Origin of the sequence: Tenuifilum sp., from assembly GCF_037481895.1 — a bacterium.
Taxonomy (GTDB): domain Bacteria; phylum Bacteroidota; class Bacteroidia; order Bacteroidales; family Tenuifilaceae; genus Tenuifilum; species Tenuifilum osseticum.
Genome location: NZ_JBBFKU010000010.1, coordinates 72,767 through 94,750, shown reverse-complemented (window position 1 = coordinate 94,750; position 21,984 = coordinate 72,767). Strand labels below are relative to the sequence as shown.

Sequence of the window (21,984 nt, the reverse complement as noted above, 5' to 3'; positions counted from 1 at the left end):
GTTAGAGGTATAGTAAAAGGTGAACGGCTAAACCAAATGGCCATGAATTAACAAATACAACCGGGCTAATAAAAATGTGAATACAGAAACATTTTTAGAGGAGTTCAGTCAATAGGGACACCCCTAAAAAGAATAACTTGCTTCTATTGACTTATCGGGGGTAAACCCGATAAAAATTTATATTTGATAAAAAAAGCCGGGATTACCCGGCTTTAAAAATTAAAGTTATGTTAGTTATACAGGGGTAGATATGAATAGCTCTTGGAATATTCTAACATCTGCTCAACATAGCTATCGGGGTATTCCACCAAGGCATCTACCACACTGTCGCCCTGAGTAACCGGGATAATCCGGGGGTTAATAAAACCACCATAGGGTGCAATGTTAAGCTTTGCAAACCTATCGAGAACCTGCTTATGCAAATCGTAATCAACCTTAACGGCGTAGTTCTCAACCAAAGCTTTACCTGCCTCAAAATCGCCAGTTGATTTAATTCGCTGTATTTCTTTTAGAAGTTGCCCAAAAAGCTGACGGAGCTTCTCAAAATCGTTAACCACAAAGTAAACCTTGCCATCGCGCTCTTTGCGCTCAATTACATTGTCGGCTTTTCCCTGCTCATAGCACCACTTTGAAATCAGCTGACGATTACGCATATGGGCCTGTTCAATGTTCTTACCCAACTCAACGCGGGTAAGCTGAGTCATAAGACCATTACGTATGTAATTCGAATACTGAACCTTAGCCACATCCAGATTGGGAATTAGGCCAAGTTCAACCATTTTGGGGTCCATAATATAGTAAAGAGCAAATAGATCGGCACGGGCCTCCTCCAACGGCGAACCGTAATTTTTAAGTTCATCGCCTTTAACTCCATCGGCTAGCTGGCCTGATCCGTGGCCAAGGCACTCATGCAAATCGGTATGTAGGCTGCTTGCCAGGTATCCATACTTTTTGTTTAGCTCAACCTCCTGTGCCGACCAGGCAAACTCCTCCAGGAAACCATTTCCCAGAGCCGCCTGATCGTAGGCGTAGGTAATATTATCCATGGTAACCGATTTTGAACCATGAACTTTACGGATCCAATCGGCATTGGGCAAATTAATACCAATAGGGGTTGAAGGGTAACAATCGCCTCCCAGCTGAGCAACGGTAATTACCTTAGCCGTTACTCCCTTTACCTCTTTCTTCTTGAACTGATCATCAATTGGCGAGTGATCCTCAAACCATTGAGCGTTTCCGCTAATTGTTTGAGTACGGCGAGTTGCCTCGTCGTTTCTGAAATTTACAACCGACTCCCAGCTTGCCTTGTAACCCAAGGGATCGCCATAGTTCTCAATAAATCCATTCACAAAATCAACCCTGGATTGTAAATCGTTAACCCAAAGTACATTGTACTCATCAAACTTTTTAAGGTCGCCGGTTTTGTAATAATCTATCAGTTTCTCTATCACCTGGCGCTGGTGGTCGTTTTCAGCAACCGTAGCGGCTTTCTCCAGCCAGTAAACAATGCGTTCAATTGCTTTACCATACATACCGCCTAAATGCCAAACCTTTTCAACAATCTTTCCGTTCTCCTTTACCAATTTTGAGTTCAACCCATAGGATATTGGAGTTGAATCGGCAGGATTTGCCAAGCTGGCATAAAACTTTTCGGCTTCAGCTTGGGTTACACCCTCATAGTAATTACAGGCCGACTGAGCCACCATGTCAACACCGGCTTCCTGGTTAACCCTTTTGGGAGCAACGTTAGGGTCAAAAATGATTGGCAAATACTTTTCGATGATTTGAACCTTACCTCCCAGCTCCGAAGGAAAGAGTGAATCAGGGGTTTGGTTTACGAGCTGTGTAAAGTACTCAGCGCTAAAACCAGGCATAATTTTATCGTTCGAGTAGTGGTGATGGATTCCGTTTGAGAACCAAACGCGTTTCAAATATACCATAAACTGGTTCCACTGCTCACCATTCCGTTCGCCAGGATACCCTTTATATAATGCCTCCAGTATTGAGCGCACAGCAAGATTGTGCTTATAATTCTGATCCCAAATAATATCGCGTCCACACTTGGCAGCCTCGCTTAAGTAGTAAACCAACACGCGCTGTTGGGGTGTGAGTTTTTCAAACTCAGGAATTTGGTAACGCATTATGCGTATGTCGGCAAACTGATCGATTTGCCACTTGAAATCATCGTTCTTTTTCCCTGAGTCGCAACTGGAAATTGCAAATCCGGCAGTTGCAAAACAAATTAAAGTCATTAGCCTTTTCATTTATTTAACGGTTAGTTTGATTATTTTGAAGCTATTATACTAAAGATAATTAGCAAAAAAGTAAACCATAATTATTTTTTGGGTGATGAGTTAGGCTTGTAAAGGAAACCCGGCTCTTTAATGTCGACCGGAGCGTTTACCGGCTTAGGTTTTGATCGGCGTGGATTTCGTAAATCCAAATCTCTTACATACACCCATTCAGTACCCTCAAGCTTAAAACCATCGAATGAGCCATCGGGGCCGTAATACTGAAAGTCGCCTGTAAATTCAGGGCTTGAAGGTGAAAGATGATCGAAAACAATGGTTTTGCTATCATCGTTGTATCGTAACACCATGTTTACACGGGCATTGAATTCAAAAACAATCCGCGATAGCCTATACTTACCATCAACATTAAAAACCGGTGAACCAAAAATTGGAGTACCTTGGCTATCGAAAGTTAGAACATCTATAATCTTTTTTGATGTAAAAAGATTATTGAAATCGTATCCCAACAGAACGTAAGCATTTCCGTTAGCCGTTGGGAACTGAGCCAATTGATAGTAAAGCGCGGCCATCCATCGTTCAGCAGGCAACTTTTCGTTTTTTACATCGGTAATACTTTTTCGACCATCCTTAAGTTCAATCAACGCCACATTTCCATCGACCTTTTTAACCTGCAACAACCCAAAATACTTTTGGTAACCACCCGGCTGTGGGATATTCCAGGTAAAAATACGAAATCTGCCATCGGGCGATTTTAATTTCCCTATCCGGATTGAATCAAAAGGATAGGTAAACGAGGTTTGAACCTCCAAGGTACTCCTGAGTATACCTAAAAAAATTGTATTCAACGAATCGCGACGGGAGTAGGAGGTTTCTGCTGAAATACTGTTAAAAACTAACTTTAGTGAATCCTCAGTTTTAACAAAATCGAATGCTACCTGAGAAAAAAGTGAAAGCGGCAAAAAAAACAATCCCAAAAATACTACACTGCGCATAACAGAAACATTATTGAATAGCATTTAAACCCTCAACTATCAAATTTGCAACGGTTCGGCATTCATCCTCAGTGATTATAAGAGGTGGAGCAATGCGGACTGCAGTATTACAGAACAAAAACCAGTCCAAAATGAATCCGTGGTCGAGGCCATACTTAATCAACGCCTGAACCCTGTCAAACGTTCCCAGCTCAACAGCCATCATAAGTCCAGCTCGACGCACCTCCCTAACCTTTGGATGCTTTGCCAAAGCCTCGGCAATGATTGAGCCTTTAAGTTCAACCTGTTCAATAACTTTCTCATGGATTAAAAAGTTGAGCGATGCAATGGCTGCAGCGCACGAAACCGGATGCCCTCCAAAAGTAGTTATATGTCCGAGAATTGGGTTGTGGGTTAATACCCTCATAATTTCTTTTGATGAAATAAAGGCCCCCAATGGCATTCCACCGCCAAAGGCTTTTGCCAGTAACAGAATGTCAGGGATAACCTCAAATCTTTGGAAAGCAAACATGCTTCCAGTACGCCCCATTCCAGTCTGTATCTCATCAAATATTAGTAATGCACCCGTTTCACTGCATCGTTGTTTCAACTTACGAAGGTAATCAACGTAAGGTAATCGAATACCTCCTTCGCCCTGTATGGGCTCAATGATCACGCAGGCTGTTCGGGTTGTAATTTGATCTAAATCGGCTAAACTATTAAAGTTTAATAAACGTACATCGGGGAGTAAGGGGCGGTAGTTTCGCTTCTGCTCCTCGCAACCCATTACGCTTAAAGCGCCATGTGTGCTTCCATGGTATGCATTTTTGAATGCTACAATCTCACTCCTACCGGTAAATCGTTTTGCTAGCTTAAGCGCACCCTCAACGGCCTCGCTACCAGAGTTAACAAGGTATACCGAATTTAAATTCTCAGGCAGTAACCTGGTAAGCTGAGCGGTGAGCTCAACCTGAGGTTTTTGGATGTACTCCCCGTAAACCATAAGGTGCATGAAATCAGCTGCTTGGTTCTGAACAGCTTTAACCACCATGGGGTTTCCATGACCAAGGTTACTTACTGAGATGCCGGAAATTAAATCGAAATACTTTTTACCATCTGGCCCAAATAGAAAAACCCCGTCAGCTTTATTTATCTCAAGCATTAGGGGCGATTCCGATGTTTGGGCTAAATGCTCCAGAAAGAGCTGCCTCAACACATTCATTTCGTCCTACTTATTTGCAATTAGATTTAGCTCGTTTATCAATGACTCGCGATACGATTTTCCAATGGGAATGGTTTTACGACCTTCGTTGCTCCGTATCGATATTACGTTATCCTCAATGGTTTCAATTTTACCAACATTAACTATAAAGGAGCGATGAACACGCTTAAACCTCACGCTGGGTAGCTGATTTTCAATAGATTTCATGGTTAAATGAATGGTAAACCGTTCATGGCTGGTTACAATAATCACGTAGTTCTCCATAGCCTCAATCCAAAGGATATCGCCATACCTAACCCTTACCAGCGAGTTATTTTTCTTGATAAAAATTTCCCTATCATCGTCGAATGGCGAGCGTAACTGGTTGTATCGCTCATAGCATCGGGATACTGCTTTAAAAAATCGAGGGAAAGTAATGGGTTTTAAAAGGTAATCGGTTACACTGTAGTCAAATGCCTTTAGAGCATACTTTTTCTTTGACGATATAATAACAACTTGGGGTTTAGCTGAACTGGTCTCGAGAAAATCGATTCCCGACATCTCAGGCATCTCGATATCAAGAAAAACCAAATGAACATCGTCGTTTTGGTTTTGAAGGAAACTAAGTGCCTCAATAGGATTGGAGAAAGAGCGAACCAGATTGATAAAGTCAACCCTTGAAGCATAATCCTCAATTAACCTTCTCGACATCTCATCGTCATCTACAAGTATACAGTTCATAACCAATTGTTTTGCTGTGATTTTTTTACGAATTTACAAAAAATTGATAGAAAAAATTCAGGCTAATGCATTTTTAGTTCATTAAAAAAACGTTTTTCTATCAAACTTGAGCTACGAATTGAAGCCCTCAGCCACTGAAGCATCAGCTCATCCTGTTCGTCGGGCGATAACCTATAATCAATTTCAGAATTCCGAATCCTGTTTGTTAGCTCATAAAGGGTTATGGCAACTGAAACTGAAATATTGTAGCTCTCAGTGAAGCCAAACATGGGTATTCTAACATACTCATCGGCATTTTTTAGCGCTAAATCCGATAAACCGGTAAGCTCAGTACCAAAAAGCAAAGCGACCTTTCCCTTTGATAAATCGAGTTCCCTAATGGTACAATCATTATCGTGCGGAGTAGTAGCAACAATTCTATATCCCTTTCCTCTTAGGGTGTTAATCGCCTCAAGGGTGTTATTCTCAAGTTTGTTGTACCGGTGTAGAGTGAGCCATTTGGAAGCCCCCATATCAACCTCGCTATCAACCGAGAATTTGTTGCTATTTTCAATTATGTGTATGTCCTGAACGCCTAAACAATCGCAAGTTCTAAGGGTAGCGCTTGCATTCTGAGCCTGGTAGATATCTTCAAGAACAACAGTGACGTAGCGTGTTCTATTACTAATGATGCTCCTGAATAACTGATACCTTCTATCGTAAATAAATTGCGACAGGTAATCAATCAGCCTTTTGCGCAGTTCTTTATCGGTGGGGTCAATATTCAGCTTCATTGAACAAAAATAAAAAAGGAGAACCAATGCAGGCTCTCCTTTTTGAAAAAAAGGCAAATAATTAGTTAACTTTTCCGCTAAGTTCGCTACCAGCTTTGAACTTAACAACCTTTTTAGCCTTAATGTTGATGGGCTTTCCGGTTTGAGGGTTGCGGCCAGTTCTAGCATTTCTCTTAGCAACTGAGAAAGAGCCAAAACCTACTAGAGCAACGCGGTCACCTTTCTTAAGAGCGTTACCGGTAGTCTTGATGAAAGCGTCAAGAGCTTTCTTAGCATCAGCCTTGGTAATCTTGGCTTCAGCAGCAATTGCATCGATTAATTGTGCTTTGTTCATAATAAATAGAATTTAGGGTTAATAATAGTTAGTTGACTATCAAAGACAAAATTATTACATTTATTAATAAATGCAAGTTTTTTGAAATTTTTTTTTGTCTCGATAGCCATTTTTGTTGATTTTTAAAAACCATTCTCTTTATATGATGCTAATTTATAGCGTTTTTTTGATACAATGCAAGTAAAAGTATACTTTTTTCAACATTTTTTCAACAAGCTATTTGTCAAAAAGGAAAAAGCAACTATTTTTGCAGCGGAGAAATGGCAGAGTGGTCGAATGCGGCGGTCTTGAAAACCGTTGTCCGTTTACGCGGACCGGGGGTTCGAATCCCTCTTTCTCCGCCAAAAAAAAACGAAGGGTAACACCCTTCGTTTTTTATTTTGATACCAACAACCACCCCATAAGCCCACCTATCCCCATACTACTCCACGGCGATGAGGTAATTGGGCAACTACCACTGTTACACCCTATATAATAATAGTAAAGGTAACCCGCTACAATTCCAATTGCAACGGCAAGAACTGGATAGGTAATCCTTTTCTTTGCCTTAAACCATTGGTAAAAGTGATCCACTTTGGTCTTTAAATTCATATTCATCTATTTATATATTTATATTTATTGCAAAAGTAACAACAATTGCAAAAACTTGTTCTATATGTTTGCATATAGATATAAAGTAATTATTTTTGCAAGCCCAAACGGTTTAATGGAGAGATGCCGGAGCGGTCGAACGGGGCGGTCTCGAAAACCGTTGACCCGGGTAACCGGGTCCGAGGGTTCGAATCCCTCTCTCTCCGCTACAAAGTAGGAATGTTGTGTTCCTACTTTTTTTTATTTATACCGGGCCGAAGGGTTCGAACCGAGAACGGCTCTGCCGTTCGAGCTCACGAGCATTGCGAGTAATCCCTCTCTCTCCGCCACAAAGTAGGAATGTTATGTTCCTGCTTTTTTTTATTCATACCGGGCCAAAGGGTTCGAACCGAGAACGGCTCTGCCGAATTGTTCAATTCATTCTGCTCAAAAAATCAACATAAAAAAAGCCGTTCCTGAATAGAACGGCAAAATAGCTAATGTCCAGTAACTTTACAGTAACTGCATACTGTGAAGCCTAGCATAGTAACCGTTAAGTTCAAGCAGTTCGTCGTGTTTTCCGCGCTCAACAATTTCGCCTTCATGAAGGACACAAATTAAGTCAGCCTTGCGGATAGTAGAGAGCCTGTGTGCAATAACAATGGAGGTACGGTGTTTCATGAGGTTATCAATGGCATCCTGAACCAACCTTTCCGACTCGGTGTCAAGAGCACTGGTTGCCTCATCGAGTATCATGATAGGGGGATTTTTCAGAATTGCTCTGGCTATGCTAACCCTTTGGCGTTGTCCACCGGAAAGTTTACTTCCCCTGTCGCCTACATTGGTATGGTATCCATTTGGGGTGGCAATAATAAAATCGTGAGCATTTGCAATTTTTGCCGCATTTACCACATCCTCCATTTTGGCTCCATCAACTCCGAACGCTATATTATTATAAAAGGTATCGTTGAACAGAATTGGATCCTGGTTAACATTACCCATCAGATTCCTCAAACTGGCTATGTCGTAATCCTTGATATTTACACCATCAATCAGAATTTCACCCTCAGTAACATCCCAAAAACGGGGTATAAGGTCGACCATGGTACTCTTACCCGACCCCGATTGCCCTACAAGGGCAACAGTCATACCTTTCTTTATGGTAAGGTTAATGTTTTTAAGAACCCAATCGTCCTGGTACTTAAAGCTTACATTGCGGAATTCAATATCATGATTAAACGATTCAATGATTTTAGCACCAGCGCTAACCTTGATCGGATTTTCGGCATTAAGTATGGTATCGACCCTATCAGCTGAAGCAAGACCCTTAAGTACGTTATAGTATGCATTTGAAAACGACTTGGCAGGGTTAATAATCATGTAAAATATTCCAATGTAAGCAATTAATGCCTCAGGGCCTAAATTACCCTTGCCCGCAAATATTAGATTACCTCCATACCACAGAACAAGAACAACCACAACGGTACCAAGGAATTCGCTTAGAGGTGAAGCCAAATCGCGCCTACGCCACATCTTTTTCATCAGCAAGGAGTAAAAGCTATTCATGCTTTCGAAACGCGAAATCACTTTGTTTTCGGCATTAAAAGCTTTTATTACTCTTAATCCGCCTATGGTTTCCTCAATCATGGTAAGGATAATGCCCATCTTGGTTTGTCCTTTAAATGAAGTTTTCCGAAGGTTCTTACCCACCCTTCCAATTACACCTCCGGTAAGAGGTAAAATGAGTAGAACAAAAAGGGTTAACTGTGGGCTAATGTAGATAAGACCGATCAGGTGTATGATTATAATGATTGGGTCGCGGAAGAACATCTCCAGTGAACGAATGATTGAAATCTCAATTTCGTTTACATCGTTTGTCATCTTGCTGATAATATCTCCCTTCTTTTCCTCGGTGAAGTATCCAAGAGGTAAATCGACAACCTTGCGGTAGAGTAGGTTTCGCATATTTTGTAACACACCTGTTCTGATGGGAGCTAAATAGTATAATGAAAGGTAAGTAAAGAGGTTTTTAAGGAATGAGGCTACTAAAACCAATACAATAACAAATAGTAACGCCGATGCTCTATCGTGTGTTTTAATAATTTCACTTAAATAGTAGTTAAGGTATTGGGCAAGTCCCTTTGCGGAAATCACGAACTCTGGTTTTACCTCAACAAGAGGAACTGTTCCAAAAAGAAGCTGTAAAAAGGGTATTAGCATGGCCAATGAGAACAGCGAAAAGACTGCTGCTAGCACATTGGTAAAAACATTAATCACAACATACCATTTGAATGGATAAAGGTATTTGAGTATTCGGATAAATTTCTTCATAGCATGTGTTTATAATGATTGCAAAAGTAACCTATTTATTCAGTGAAATTAATTTGAATAGCCTTTATTTTCTATAATTAAAACTATTTAATACCAAGGTAAGAGAAAGGAGTCAGCTCTAAGAGTTCCCTTTTAACCGAATCTTTTACGTTCAAACTATTAACAAAATTTGTAAAGGTCTCAGATGTAACCTGCTGATTTGTTCGGGTAAGCAATTTTAAAGCATCGTAAGGGTTTGGGTAACCCTCGCGGCGAAGAATAGTTTGAATTCCCTCAGCAATTACCATCCAGTTACTCTGTAAGTCTGCATTAATGGCATCAATATTGACAATTAACTTGTCAAGTCCATTAAGTATTGATTTTAATGCGATAAAGGAATGTGCAATGGGAACACCAATGTTCCTGATAACAGTTGAATCGGTTAAATCGCGCTGAAGGCGTGAGATTGGAAGTTTGTTGGCCATATGGTCAAATAAAGCATTCGCCAATCCTAAATTGCCTTCGGCATTCTCAAAGTCTATCGGATTTACCTTATGGGGCATGGCCGATGAGCCCACCTCGCCTTCCTTAATTTTTTGCTTGAAGTATTCCATGGAGATGTACATCCAAACATCGCGGCTAAAGTCAATAAGAATGCTGTTGATACGCCGCAAGCAATCGAACATGGCGGCCAGGTTATCGTAATGTTCTATTTGGGTTGTAGTTTGGCTCCGGTGCAGTCCCAACTTGTAGTTCACAAATTGATTTGCAAATCCTACCCAGTTAATACTTGGATAGGCTGCAATATGTGCATTGAAATTTCCAGTTGCTCCCCCAAATTTTGCCGAGTATGGTATGTGCTCGAGCTGCTCTAGCTGAACCTCGATGCGTTCCACAAAAACCCGAAACTCTTTGCCCAATCGAGTTGGCGATGCTGGCTGACCATGAGTATGGGCTAGCATGGGAATATCGGCCCACTGGGTACTCAGCTCTTTAAGCTTTCCCAATAATTTTTCAAGCAGTGGGAGATATTCAGCCTTAAGGGAATCGCGGAGCATTGCAGGAAATGCAGTGTTGTTTACATCCTGCGATGTTAAACCAAAGTGTATAAACTCCTTATACGACTCTAAACCATAAGCATCGAACTTCTCTCGCAGAAAGTATTCTACTGCCTTTACATCGTGGTTGGTAACCTTTTCTATTTCCTTAACCCTAAGGGCATCGGATTCACCAAAGCTTTTGTAGATTTCGCGTAGTATGGTGAATTTTGATTTATCAAACCCCTGGAGTTGGGGCAAAGGAATCTCACAAAGGGCAATAAAATATTCAAGTTCAACCCAAACCCTATACTTAATTAGGGCAAACTCGGAAAAGTAACCCGACAGCGATTCTGTTTTTTTTGCATAACGTCCATCGATTGGAGAAATGGAATGCAAACTATGGTTCAACATGTTTTACAAAATTTGCCCAAATTTACTAAACATAACTCAATGTTAAAGGTTTATGTAAGCAGGTTTTTTAGCAATGAACAATAACTTTTCAAAATTGCTACCTTAGCAAACTAATATTTTGCCATGAAAAAGTATAAGGTATCGGCCATATCGTATTTAAATACAGCGCCTTTTGCATACGGGTTAAAGCATTCATCGGTATTTAACAAAATTGAACTTCTATACGATTACCCGGCAGAATGCGCCCGAAAACTTGCCAACAATCAGGTTGATTTGAGTTTACTACCTGTTGGTGCCTTGAGCGATTTCAGTTCGTTTGATATTATAAGCAATTATTGCATTGGCTCTATTGGAAAAGTACGTTCAGTGGCACTAATGAGCAATAGTAATTTAAGCGATATTAAAAGAATATACCTCGATTACCAGTCGCGCACTTCGGTAATCCTTGTTAAAATTTTATGCCAGAATGTGTGGAATATTAAACCAGACTTTATTCCCTTAAAACCCTCAGATAATTACAAATTACTTAAAGAATACGAGGCTATCGTTTTAATTGGTGATAGAGTATTTGAAGCCGAAAATCACTTTGCATATGTAGTGGATTTATCAAATGATTGGTTCAATGCATATGGTTTACCCTTTGTTTTTGCTGTATGGGCAACAACAAAACAATTACCTAAGGAACTTATTGAGGAACTTAACACCGGACTTGAACTTGGTGTAAACTCAATTGAAAAAGCGGTCGACGAATTTAGCCCCCTCTCAATAAGTCGTGAAGACGCCATAACCTACTTGAAACAAAACATATCCTACACCCTTGATGAGGAGAAATTTAAGGCAATAAAACTTTTTCAAACCCTATCGGCCAAACTGAACTAACATCAATTTTTTATAATTTTACCAATATAAAACCATACCATGAAAACCTTAAGAATACTAAGACTTTTTATATTGTTGCTTTTGGCTGGCATACATATACCAGCCCAAGCACAGGATAGCCTACCGGCAAGCAAATTGATTTACAAGATAAATATAAAAGAGAATATCATGCCTGCGGCATGGAGGTCGGTGAAGGTTGGCTTTGAGGAAGCCCAAAACCTCAATGCTGATATTATTCTCATACACATGAACACCTATGGTGGAATGGTTGATGTAGCCGACTCAATTAGAACCAAAATCCTGAACAGTAAAATTCCTGTATGGGTTTTTATTGATAACCAGGCCGCATCGGCAGGTGCTTTGATTTCAATTGCTTGCGATAGTATTTACATGCGAAAAGGCGGAAGCATTGGTGCAGCTACGGTTGTAGACCAATCGGGCAATGTTGTCCCCGATAAATTTCAATCGTTCATGCGTAGCACTATGCGAGCAACCGCTGAGGCCAAAGGCTACGATACACTCATTACAGGGAACGATACGATACTAAAATGGCGACGCGATCCCAGAATAGCTGAGGCCATGGTAGATCCCTCAATATACATTGAAGGAATTATCGATTCCGGAAAGGTTCTTACTTTCACAGCCGATGAGGCCATAAAGCATGGCTACTGCGAAGGGAAAGCCGAAAATGTAAACGAGGTTATGGAGCAAGCAGGAATCAAATCGTATACAATTGCTGAGTTTCGTTCATCGCTACTCGATCGCATAATTGGTTTTCTAACCAATCCATTTGTATCGGGCATACTTATAATGATTATTATTGGCGGTATCTACTTTGAACTTCAAACTCCGGGCGTTGGCTTTCCACTCGCTGCAGCAGCTATAGCAGCCATCCTTTACTTTGCGCCGCTTTACCTCGAAGGGCTAGTTGAACACTGGGAGATTATCATCTTTGTAGTTGGGGTTATTCTACTAATGGTTGAGATTTTTGCCATACCCGGATTTGGTGTCACCGGCATTTCGGGAATAGTGCTTATGGTAGCAGGATTAACCTTAGCCATGATTGATAATGAGATTTTCCGAGATCCGGTTAACTTTAACCTGATGACCATTCTTAAACCCTTTGGTATAGTTGTTTTGGCTGTATTTATTGGGTTGATTGGAGGCATAGCGCTAAGCCGTAAACTACTAACATCCCCCCTATTTCCTAATCTGGCCTTACAAAGTAACCTGAATAAAGAAGAAGGGTTTGTTGGCATTGATACAAAAATTAAGAACATGGTTGGTGCCGAGGGAATTGCCATTACTACCCTTCGCCCATCGGGTAAAATCCAAATAGGAAATAGTTGGTTTGATGCCGTTGCCGAATTTGGCTACATCGAAAAGGGGAGCAAGGTTAAGGTATCAAAGGACGAGTCGGGGCAACTTTACGTTGTTAAACTATAGTACTATGGAAAGTATTACCATTCGAGACTTTCAGCCTAGCGATTATGAAGGATTAAGTGAGCTTTGGCAGCTCACCAACCTTGGCAATCCTGCCCGAGGCGACAACCTGGAAATAATTCAGCAAAGCATTGACCTGGGAGGTAAGCTGCTTGTGGCTGTAAATTCGGATGGAATGGTAATTGGTACAAGCTGGATGACCTTTGATGGCCGTAGAATTCACTTACACCATTTTGGCGTCCATCCTAACTACCAAAGGCAGGGGATAGGAAAGATGCTTACCCGTGAATCGCTCAGGTTTGTCAAAGCCAAAGGCTATCAGGTAAAGCTCGAGGTACATCGCAATAATATTGCAGCCATTAACCTATACAAACAGTTCGGCTTTCAATACCTTGGCGATTACGATGTATACATTATCAGGGATTTGAATAGCATAAGCATTTAAAAGTCAACACATTCCTATAGAGGAATAAAAAATGCATCGATTTTTTTCGATGCATTTATTTTCTTAAAATCTATATCAGAAAACACCTTTACCCATTAGCGACTTACTGGATTGTTCATCATTGGCCGTTGAGTTTCCTTGAGCTTAAGTATCTCCTTAAGTTTTTCGGTTTCCATCCAAACCCTTGGGCGAGTTCTTAGCCCAACACCGGCACAGAACAGGTTAATGTTCTGTGAAACAATTGCTGCATCCATGGCAGCCCAAGTCATTTTTTGGCTCTCATCGCCTCGCTGAAAGCGGGCAACATCGGAGACAATCACAAGAAAAATAGGGGCTTTGGCAAAGTTTTGCTGCGAACCGGCAACTGCTGAACGGTAATCACCACTATTGATTAGAACTAGTGCATGAGCCTTGGCATCGTACAAAAATGCTCCCTTGCTATTTACAAGGTAAACATCAATATCCTGAGTGTTCATGGCAGTTGGGGCGGTTCGTTTGCCTTCGGCAGGACGGTTAATACCGTTTGCAGCCCACAGCAAATCGGCAATTTCCTGAAGGTCTAATTCCTGAGTATCAAATTCCCTAACCGAGGCACGGTTAGCAAAGGCTTCCATGATGTTTTTACCCTTAACCCGGCTGGGTTCGGGTAGTTTGGTAATGCTATCGTTTTGTCCGTTTGATGCCAACGATAACAAAACAGCCACTAAGAATGGTAACGTTTTCATCCGTGCAAGATATTTATATTATTAATTACTAACACGTTACTGTCTTGCTTTTATTAAACTTAATCGAGCGGATGGAACACCCATAGTTTGACTTCGTCGAGCTCGCAAAAAACGCTCGGTTGTTCATCTGTGTTTGTGCAAGCTGCCGTACATGGGTGTTTCATATCAAATAATTATTAACGATAAATTCGTTCCTTGTTAAGCGCCCTTCGGTATTCCGCCGCATTTCTGTTATGTTCCGCCAATGTTTGGGCAAAAATATGACGTCCAGAAAAATCGGGCGAAGCGCAGAAGTAAAGATAGCTATGTTTTTGCGCGTTTAGCACAGCATCAATAGCAATAACTGAAGGTATCCGGATAGGGCCAGGAGGTAATCCCCTGTGTTTATAGGTATTAAAAGGAGAGTCAACGGCTAAATGGCGGGTTAATACCCTTCGGATTGTAAAATCGCCAATGGCAAACTTAACCGTTGGGTCAGCCTGGAGGGGTATTCCCTTCCGTAATCGGTTTAAATAAACCCCAGCAATTATTGGCATCTCCGATTTAACATTGGTTTCTTCCTCAACAATTGATGCCAAAATTGCTACCTCAACCGGCGATAATCCAATTCCATCGGCTTTATGAATCCGGCTCTCGTTCCAAAAACGGTTATACTCCTTGTACATCCTATTGATAAATCCTAATGCATGGGTATTCCAGTAGAATTCGTATGTATTAGGAATAAACATTGCCATAAAAGTGCTAGGAGTGAAACCCCGATTAAACGCTACTGAATCGGAAGTAAACAGATTAATAAGCGAAACCGAATCGGCTTCAATCTGTGAAGAAATGCGTTGTGCTAGCTGTTGCCAGGTTCGCATGCCAGTAAAGGTTACCTTTACTGGCTTTTGATGTCCATACTTTAGCATTTTAACCATGGAGGAATTACTCATACCGGGCTTAAAAGCATAGCATCCGGGTTTAACAGATTTTTCGTAATCGTAGTATTGTGCCACCCTTTTGAACCTGTCGATACTTTTTAATACCTTATTATTAGCAAGAATATTTAGAACATCGTTATAGTTTGAACCTGTGGGAATATATATTAATGTCTCCTTTGGGACTGCTACATTGGGAGCACGAAACGTAAAATAGAGCCTTAAAAGGAGCAAAACTCCAATCGCTAATCCAACCAAGGCGATAACCAACCCAAACTTTACAAATTTCTTCATCTTCAAAAAAGTAATACTAAACTAAAATAAAAAAAAGCATCGAAATAACCATGTAGTTCGATGCTATATAATGTTAAAAGGAAATAGCTTTACATGAGTAAAGCAACTGCTTTCTTAATACGTTCAATGGATTCCATAAGCTTATCGTCCGATGTAGCATACGAAAGCCTTATGCATTCTGGTGAACCAAAAGCCGAACCCGGAACAACGGCAACATGTGCATGATTCAGAAGGAACATGGCAAGGTCATCAGAGGTTTTTATGGTTTCACCGTTATACTGCTTGCCAAGCAGTTCCGATATTTCAGGGAAAATGTAGAACGCACCCTGTGGCTTATTCAACTTGAAGCCAGGAATTGATGAGAAACCTTCATACATCAAATCGCGACGACGCCGAAAAGCCTCACGCATTTGGCGGGTGTATTCGCCATCGGAGTTAAATGCAGCAATAGCAGCTCGTTGGGAAATACTACAAACGCCCGATGTTTGCTGACCCTGTAGTTTCTCACATGCTTTGGCAATCCATTTGGCCGATGCCGAAAATCCTATGCGCCAACCGGTCATGGCATACCCCTTTGAAACGCCATTGATAATAACTACTCTATCCCGAATAGAATCAAACTGAGCAATACTCTCATGTTTGCCAATAAAATTGATATGTTCATAAATCTCATCGGAAATTACAATGATATTTGGGTGCTTCTCAATAATTTGAGCAATTGCCTTTAACTCATCGTAGGTGTATACACTACCCGTAGGGTTAGAAGGCGAACACAAAAGTAGGGCTCTGGTTTTAGGTGTAATGGCAGCCTCAAGCTGTTTGGGGGTAATCTTAAAATCGCTATCAAGCGAGGTTTCAATCACCACGCTTTTCCCCTCAGCAAGCTTTACCAGCTCAACATAGCTAACCCAGTATGGGGCAGGAACAATAACCTCATCGTCCTTATCAACAATACACATCAACACGTTTGAAAGGCTATGCTTAGCTCCACCCGAAACCACAATTTGGTCGGGCTGGTACTCGAGGTTGTTTTCACGTTTAAGCTTTCCACAAATAGCTTCCAGTAAATCCTTGTAACCCGCAACCGGTGTATAAAACGAAAAGTTCTGGTCGATGGCTTTCTTGGCAGCTTCCTTTACAAAGTCGGGGGTAAAGAAATCGGGTTCGCCTACGCTAAGGCTAATTACATCGATACCCTGTGCAGCAAGTTCGCGCGACTTTTTTGACATTGCAATGGTTTGCGACTCCTCAAGAGCTGCTATTCTGGCTGATACCTTTTCCATGGTTTAACGTTTTAGGGAATTCCAAATTGTTTTACTAATTTTAGAGTTTCAAAAATAAAGTAATTTGTCATTCATATACACCTAAACTGTCCAAAAACATTAAAATATGTTTGCCGAAATTCTGAAAATCACAATACCCGCACTTATGGTATTCCTGGCAGGATATCTTGCCTTGCGAACTCTTATCAAGAATGAAACTCAAAGGCAAAAGGCGGAATTAATGTTTAACACCATAAAGGTTTCACTACCGCTCCGACTTCAGGCATACGAGCGCTTAATACTCTTAATGGAGCGGATTTCGCCTGAATCAATAATTGTAAGAGTTAATAAAAAGGGGATGCTTGCTAGCGACCTACAAAGTGCGTTACTTGGAAACATCAGAGCGGAATGGGAGCACAACCTTTCCCAGCAGCTATATGTTAGCAATGAGGCATGGGAGATGGTTAAAAATGCTAAGGAAAACATTGTTAAGCTAATAAATATTTGTAGCGAAAAAGTTGCACCAAACGATAGCAGCTTCGATTTGAGCAAAAAAATTCTTGAAACTTACGCTGAACTTGAGATTAATCCCACCTCGCTGGCCATTGAATTTTTAAAGAAAGAGGTAAAGGAGATACTTTAAAACCTTGTTTAACCTATTTTTAGCGCCCTTTTAACAGCATGTGAAAAACCGGCTTCATCGTTTACCGGCACAACCTGAAATTTGTCCTTTAGCTCACCGGGTGCGTTTGAAACCACAAAAGCTTCACCGGCAAGGTTAAGCATATCAATATCGTTGTAATCGTTGCCTAAGGCCAACAAATTACAGGGCTGAATTCCGCCAATATAGCTACACAACCATTGAATACCTCCGGATTTTGAAACCCCTTCAGGAAAAATTTCAAGCCAAATTGACTTGCCATCGAGCGGGGAGGTTGCTCTTATAACCTGAACCCCGTTTAGCTTTTTGGAAATGGCATTGAACCTTTCAATATCATTGGGTAAAACGGCCAACACCTGCGAAGCAGGTCCTGGAAATGGCACACCAGTTATTAAGGGTTGAGAGTAATCCTTATAGAGGCTAATTCTTCGTTCAAAATCAGAGTTTAGTTTACCAGAACTGTGGTAGTGGAAACAATGATTTAAGGGAATTGGCTCATGAACCATAAAATCGGCATGCATTTCAACAAGTAGGGCAATTACATACTGAACAACTTCCGGTGAAAGCTGGTTGGCATGAATAATCGACTTATCGGACCAGCGCATAATTCCTGCTCCGGAAGAGAACAAAAGGTAATCGATGGGAAAATCGTCGGGCAAAACAGTTGATGCTGAAAAGGGTGAACGACCAGTAGCAATGGCACGTATGATCCCCATTTCGCCTAACCGGTTTAGGGATACCATATCTTCGTCGTTAAACTTATGGTCGGAACGCAGGAGTGTACCATCCAAATCGGTTACTACCAGTCTAATCATGAAATGCCTATATTTTCCGCAAAGATATTAAGGTTCCTGGAAAAGTTTAAAGCCACTATGGTATATGTGGTTTAAAAGTAATTTAGAGTTTAATAATTTATTTGTAAAACAATGATTGTCTTTATGTTAACCTCGAATCATTTACCAGAATAGTAATATTTTCCACTACTTCAATATTAAAACATCCAAAAGGAAATTTCGTATAAAAAACTAGAAAATAATGTGTTTTTTTAACGTTAAAATTTGGTTAAATCATTTTACATTTTGAACTTAATTTTTTATATTTAAGGTGTAAAAATCATTTTAAAACCCTGTAATTATGACTAAAATAATCACATTTAATGAGCTCAGGAGGGTTAAAGATAGCCTTCCTGATGGTAGCATGCAGGTAATTGCGGACAGGTTGAACGTTAATGTTGAAACTGTCCGCAATTATTTTGGTGGAACCAACTACAAGGATGGAGGTGCTGTGGGATTTCACCTTGAACCGGGGCCTGATGGTGGAATAGTAACCCTCGACGATACTACAATACTCGATATCGCCTATGAAATTATTGCCAAATCAAAGGAGATGGCTTAAAACAATTCTATCGAAATCACGTAAAAGCAGGAAAATTTTTCCTGCTTTTTTATTTACTTTGCATAAACTACATACAAACCATGGAAGAGTTACTCTCTAAAATTCATAGGATTGAGACAAAACACTTGTCGAACCTTTACCGCCACCTTGAGAGTATATTCACAAATGTGTCGTTACCCTCGCACAATCTGCAACACCATATTAGGGTGTGGTTACATTGCCGGGGTTTACTGATTGAACTGCATAAGGCTGGACTAACAATCACTGAACAGCTAATTGAAAATGCAATAATTGCCTGTTTCTTTCACGATGCTGGCCTAACCAAAACCCTCGACGAGCAACATGGGGCTGAGGGTGCCGAGCTATGCAAGCAATATCTCAGCCTCTTCCCAGATCTAACGGAATCGCAAAAAACACTGATTATAAAAGCTGTAGAGTTGCACGATGATAAATCGGTAAAGCAGCACCCGGTTACAAAGCCTGATGACATGCTCAACTTGGCTTTACTCGTATCCACCGCCGATGATCTTGACGCACTTGGATTTGTTGGCGTTTTTCGGTATACTGAAATTTACCTGAAGCGTGGCATTAGCATCGAACAGCTTCCACGCAAGGTTCTGGCAAATCTACGTAATAGGTTTACAAGTTTTACAAATGCATACTCCTCGCTACACCGTTATTCCGACAGGCAGAGGCAACGCTACCGCGAAATCATGGACTTTTTCACAAAACTTGAAGGTGAAATATCGCAAGGCATTACCTACCAGGATAGCGCATACGCAGTAGTAAATACCTTGCATGAACAGCTGGTAATTCAATCGAACAGCATTGAACAAACCATTGACTACGCTTTAAGCACACTAACCGCCAGTTACCCGTTAACCTTTTTCAAAAGGTTACAGTTAGAACATGAGGTTACCACTGCTATACCCATTTAAGGTTAAAGGGAATACGACAATAGTTTTGCTGTAAAACCATTACTTAATAAAAAAGTCGAGCATCAGCCTGTCATTCAAATAGGCTTGCAGCCTATCGCCAACATTAACAGACCCTACACCGCTTGGGGTGCCGGTAAAAAGAAGATCGCCAGTTCTGAAAGTTATGAATCGTGAAACGTACGAAATAAGCTCATCGTAGCCAAAAATCATGTTTGCAGTATTCCCTTGCTGTACTACTTTTCCGTTTACCTCAAGTCGAAAGTTTAAGCCATTTAAATCGCCCAGCTCCTCTTTGGGGATAAAAGTTCCTACTGGAGCAGAATAGTCGAACGCTTTGGATACTTCCCAGGGTAATCCTTTTGCTTTACACTCGCGCTGTAAGTCACGAGCAGTGAAATCGATACCAAGGGTTATGGCATCGTAGTAACGGTGGGCAAACTTTTGCTTGATACTCCGCCCTAATCTGTTAATTCGAAGCACAACTTCTAGTTCATATTGCAAATCGTTCGTAAAATCAGGATAAAAAAAGGGTTGATTATTGCGAAGCAAACAATTATCGGGCTTAATAAAGAATACCGGAACCTCAGGCACATCGGCATTCATTTCCTTAGCATGATCCCTATAGTTTCTACCAATGCAAATGATTTTCATTATGAGCAATTTTTTATGTCCATGAATGAGCAAAGCCAAACAAAGGTAGTTAGTTTGATGCTATTAAAAAAGGTTTTACTTTTGTATGTTCAAAAGTAAGTTCCATGGCTGATCCCATAACAAAGTCCACCCGCAAAAGAATACTTTTTATTGTAAATCCCATTTCTGGAACACGCGGTAAGGAAAGTATACTGCACACTATCAATAATACAATTGACAACGAGACATTTGAGCCCGAAATCCTTTTCACCCGAAAAAAGGGTGATGCCTTACAGATTATAAGTGAAAAAATTGCTGAGGGGTTCAAGTATTTTGTTGCAGTTGGTGGCGACGGAACGGTTAACGAGGTTGGCAGCGCCATTATAAACACCGATTGCGTAATGGGTATTATACCTTTGGGATCAGGCAATGGTCTTGCAAGGCACCTAAGAATCCCGCTTGATGCAGCCAAAGCGATACAGGTGATAAATAAGCTTAGGGTTGAATCAATAGACTACGGGCTCGTAAACGGGTTACCATTCTTTTGTACCTGTGGCGTGGGTTTTGATGCTCATATTGGTTACCGCTTTGCCAAAGAGAAAGGCCGAGGTTTTTTTAACTATGTTAAGGTGGCGCTAACTGACTTTATTAGGTATAAACCCAAGAAGTACAAGGTTAAAATTGATGGCACACAAAAAATGAAAGTGAAAGCCTTTCTTATTACGTGTGCCAACGCATCGCAATATGGCAATAATGCGTATATAGCACCAAATGCCGATATACAAGATGGGTTACTCGACATAGCCATTATGTCGCCCATAAATCTGCTTCAAGCACCTGCCATTGGTGCAATGCTATTCACCCGAACCATTAATAAAAGCACGGTTCTACAAACCGGTAAGGCCCAAAAGGTTGTAATAAAGCGAAAACGCGAAGATGTGGTTCACTTTGATGGTGAACCCATTATAATGGATAGAAAAATTAGGATTACAGTAGTGAATAAGGGGTTAAGGATTATTGTACCTTAACGACCATCCACATCGAGCAAACGGGTTTTCTTTCTGATAGTTCGTAAAGCCAGGTAAATTATGCCGACAATAATAAAGGCAATGAACCATGCCCTACCCCACGAACTTAGCTCAAGGAGTTTACCCCCATTTGAAACCACATCGTGTATGTACTGAAAAACAAAAAACAGTAGCACTAACTTGAAAAGCCCAATGCTCTCGCGCTTAATTACATTACGGATGGAAAAGTAATTGTTTGGTGAGCGCCACCTGAACCTGCGCGGAATAAAAGTGGGAACGCTATCGGCCCAATTGAGGTAATCCGAACCAAACTTGTTGCGTAGGAAAAATTCCTCGGCGTACATTATTCGTTCGTAGTAGAGCCAGTAAACTAAAAGAAAAGATATGACAAACCAGTAGCTCTTAGTAAGAAGAGCAAGGCCAAACCACATGAAAAAATTACCAAGGTAAAGCGGATGGCGGACTAACGAGTACATTCCTGAAGTGTTAACCGTATCGGCAACCTGCTCCTTGGTATTCCTTCCTGAAGTATTCTTAGGAGTGTAACCAATGGTAATAGCGCGTATAACCAGTCCAATAAAGCTCACCAAAAAGCAGGCAAAGAAGTAAAATGCATTATATGAATACTGCTTGGTTACCAGGAGGTAAACATAGTAACCTATACCTGCTAAAATTAAAAGCACCGGTAAATAGCTGCGATACCTAAAAAGAAAGTCGCCTTGGCGACGGAATGTTTCAATCAATGCCATACAAATCCATTTATA

At 40.8% G+C, this 21,984-nt stretch carries 22 protein-coding genes and 2 tRNA genes; 9 read left to right on the top strand and 15 right to left on the bottom strand.

Annotated elements, in window-relative coordinates:
* Positions 1-230 precede the first annotated feature (230 nt).
* The 6 genes from WHS63_RS04785 to WHS63_RS04760 form a co-directional block, all read right to left on the bottom strand.
* The gene (locus WHS63_RS04785) at positions 231-2,264 is read right to left on the bottom strand and encodes a dipeptidyl-peptidase 3 family protein (RefSeq protein WP_445204119.1); all 2,034 of its coding nucleotides are present in this window, start codon (positions 2,262-2,264) and stop codon (positions 231-233) included.
* A gap of 71 nt (positions 2,265-2,335) precedes the next feature.
* Positions 2,336-3,244, bottom strand: a complete 909-nt coding sequence (locus WHS63_RS04780) for a hypothetical protein (protein WP_445204118.1) — start codon at positions 3,242-3,244, stop codon at positions 2,336-2,338.
* A 10-nt stretch (positions 3,245-3,254) separates the two neighbouring features.
* Positions 3,255-4,445, bottom strand: coding sequence for an aspartate aminotransferase family protein (locus WHS63_RS04775; RefSeq protein WP_445204117.1), 1,191 nt, complete (start codon positions 4,443-4,445; stop codon positions 3,255-3,257).
* Between the two features lie 6 nt (positions 4,446-4,451).
* On the bottom strand, positions 4,452-5,165 hold the full coding sequence (locus WHS63_RS04770; protein ID WP_445204116.1) for a LytR/AlgR family response regulator transcription factor: 714 nt from the start codon (positions 5,163-5,165) through the stop codon (positions 4,452-4,454).
* A 62-nt stretch (positions 5,166-5,227) separates the two neighbouring features.
* A complete protein-coding gene (locus WHS63_RS04765) occupies positions 5,228-5,938 on the bottom strand; it encodes a TrmH family RNA methyltransferase (RefSeq protein ID WP_445204115.1) in 711 nt (236 codons plus the stop codon).
* A 61-nt stretch (positions 5,939-5,999) separates the two neighbouring features.
* Positions 6,000-6,272: an HU family DNA-binding protein gene (locus WHS63_RS04760; protein WP_369489896.1), complete on the bottom strand. Its 273-nt coding sequence runs from the start codon at positions 6,270-6,272 to the stop codon at positions 6,000-6,002.
* A 254-nt stretch (positions 6,273-6,526) separates the two neighbouring features.
* Here WHS63_RS04760 and WHS63_RS04755 point away from each other — a divergent pair.
* A tRNA-Ser gene (locus WHS63_RS04755) sits at positions 6,527-6,616 on the top strand.
* A 31-nt stretch (positions 6,617-6,647) separates the two neighbouring features.
* Here WHS63_RS04755 and WHS63_RS04750 read toward each other — a convergent pair.
* The gene (locus tag WHS63_RS04750; protein WP_439655716.1) at positions 6,648-6,869 is read right to left on the bottom strand and encodes a DUF6132 family protein; all 222 of its coding nucleotides are present in this window, start codon (positions 6,867-6,869) and stop codon (positions 6,648-6,650) included.
* A 111-nt stretch (positions 6,870-6,980) separates the two neighbouring features.
* Here WHS63_RS04750 and WHS63_RS04745 point away from each other — a divergent pair.
* Positions 6,981-7,069: transfer RNA gene (locus WHS63_RS04745), tRNA-Ser, on the top strand.
* Between the two features lie 286 nt (positions 7,070-7,355).
* On the opposite strand, the gene WHS63_RS04740 is transcribed toward WHS63_RS04745, so the two are convergent.
* Positions 7,356-9,173, bottom strand: coding sequence for an ABC transporter ATP-binding protein (locus WHS63_RS04740; RefSeq protein WP_445204114.1), 1,818 nt, complete (start codon positions 9,171-9,173; stop codon positions 7,356-7,358).
* Positions 9,174-9,256: 83 nt separating this feature from the next.
* Positions 9,257-10,603, bottom strand: coding sequence for an adenylosuccinate lyase (purB, locus tag WHS63_RS04735; protein ID WP_445204113.1), 1,347 nt, complete (start codon positions 10,601-10,603; stop codon positions 9,257-9,259).
* Positions 10,604-10,726: 123 nt separating this feature from the next.
* Here purB and WHS63_RS04730 point away from each other — a divergent pair, with 123 nt between their 5' ends.
* Genes WHS63_RS04730 through WHS63_RS04720 form a run of 3 tightly spaced genes read left to right on the top strand, consistent with a single transcriptional unit; the run spans position 10,727 to position 13,370 of the window.
* Positions 10,727-11,482 carry a menaquinone biosynthetic enzyme MqnA/MqnD family protein gene (locus WHS63_RS04730; protein WP_445204112.1) on the top strand — a complete coding sequence of 252 codons (756 nt, stop codon included), beginning with the start codon at positions 10,727-10,729 and terminating at the stop codon, positions 11,480-11,482.
* 39 nt (positions 11,483-11,521) lie between these two features.
* A complete protein-coding gene (locus tag WHS63_RS04725; protein WP_445204111.1) occupies positions 11,522-12,928 on the top strand; it encodes an NfeD family protein in 1,407 nt (468 codons plus the stop codon).
* A 4-nt stretch (positions 12,929-12,932) separates the two neighbouring features.
* Positions 12,933-13,370, top strand: coding sequence for a GNAT family N-acetyltransferase (locus WHS63_RS04720; protein WP_445202716.1), 438 nt, complete (start codon positions 12,933-12,935; stop codon positions 13,368-13,370).
* 95 nt (positions 13,371-13,465) lie between these two features.
* On the opposite strand, the gene WHS63_RS04715 is transcribed toward WHS63_RS04720, so the two are convergent.
* The 3 genes from WHS63_RS04715 to WHS63_RS04705 all read right to left on the bottom strand — a co-directional run bounded on the left by WHS63_RS04715 (position 13,466) and on the right by WHS63_RS04705 (position 16,589).
* Positions 13,466-14,095 carry a SagB/ThcOx family dehydrogenase gene (locus WHS63_RS04715; protein ID WP_445204110.1) on the bottom strand — a complete coding sequence of 210 codons (630 nt, stop codon included), beginning with the start codon at positions 14,093-14,095 and terminating at the stop codon, positions 13,466-13,468.
* Between the two features lie 176 nt (positions 14,096-14,271).
* Entirely contained in the window at positions 14,272-15,306 is a 1,035-nt protein-coding gene (gene mltG, locus WHS63_RS04710) for an endolytic transglycosylase MltG (RefSeq protein ID WP_445204109.1), read from the bottom strand.
* 89 nt (positions 15,307-15,395) lie between these two features.
* Positions 15,396-16,589 carry a pyridoxal phosphate-dependent aminotransferase gene (locus WHS63_RS04705; protein ID WP_445204108.1) on the bottom strand — a complete coding sequence of 398 codons (1,194 nt, stop codon included), beginning with the start codon at positions 16,587-16,589 and terminating at the stop codon, positions 15,396-15,398.
* 106 nt (positions 16,590-16,695) lie between these two features.
* Between WHS63_RS04705 and WHS63_RS04700 the strand changes: the two genes are divergently transcribed.
* Positions 16,696-17,211, top strand: coding sequence for a DUF7935 family protein (locus tag WHS63_RS04700; RefSeq protein WP_445198475.1), 516 nt, complete (start codon positions 16,696-16,698; stop codon positions 17,209-17,211).
* 8 nt (positions 17,212-17,219) lie between these two features.
* On the opposite strand, the gene WHS63_RS04695 is transcribed toward WHS63_RS04700, so the two are convergent.
* Complete coding sequence (locus WHS63_RS04695) at positions 17,220-18,044, bottom strand: HAD family hydrolase (protein WP_445204107.1); 825 nt, start codon at positions 18,042-18,044, stop codon at positions 17,220-17,222.
* A 319-nt stretch (positions 18,045-18,363) separates the two neighbouring features.
* Here WHS63_RS04695 and WHS63_RS04690 point away from each other — a divergent pair, with 319 nt between their 5' ends.
* Together WHS63_RS04690 and WHS63_RS04685 are read left to right on the top strand one after the other, a co-directional pair.
* Complete coding sequence (locus WHS63_RS04690) at positions 18,364-18,624, top strand: DNA-binding protein (RefSeq protein ID WP_369489885.1); 261 nt, start codon at positions 18,364-18,366, stop codon at positions 18,622-18,624.
* Between the two features lie 80 nt (positions 18,625-18,704).
* A complete protein-coding gene (locus tag WHS63_RS04685; protein WP_445204106.1) occupies positions 18,705-19,562 on the top strand; it encodes an HD domain-containing protein in 858 nt (285 codons plus the stop codon).
* A 39-nt stretch (positions 19,563-19,601) separates the two neighbouring features.
* On the opposite strand, the gene WHS63_RS04680 is transcribed toward WHS63_RS04685, so the two are convergent.
* Positions 19,602-20,213 carry a fumarylacetoacetate hydrolase family protein gene (locus tag WHS63_RS04680; protein ID WP_445204105.1) on the bottom strand — a complete coding sequence of 204 codons (612 nt, stop codon included), beginning with the start codon at positions 20,211-20,213 and terminating at the stop codon, positions 19,602-19,604.
* 104 nt (positions 20,214-20,317) lie between these two features.
* Between WHS63_RS04680 and WHS63_RS04675 the strand changes: the two genes are divergently transcribed.
* Positions 20,318-21,220, top strand: coding sequence for a diacylglycerol/lipid kinase family protein (locus WHS63_RS04675; protein WP_445204104.1), 903 nt, complete (start codon positions 20,318-20,320; stop codon positions 21,218-21,220).
* Here the strand turns inward: WHS63_RS04675 and WHS63_RS04670 are convergent.
* Entirely contained in the window at positions 21,217-21,969 is a 753-nt protein-coding gene (locus WHS63_RS04670; protein ID WP_445204103.1) for a methyltransferase family protein, read from the bottom strand. The genes WHS63_RS04675 and WHS63_RS04670 overlap by 4 nt on opposite strands.
* Positions 21,970-21,984 lie beyond the last annotated feature (15 nt).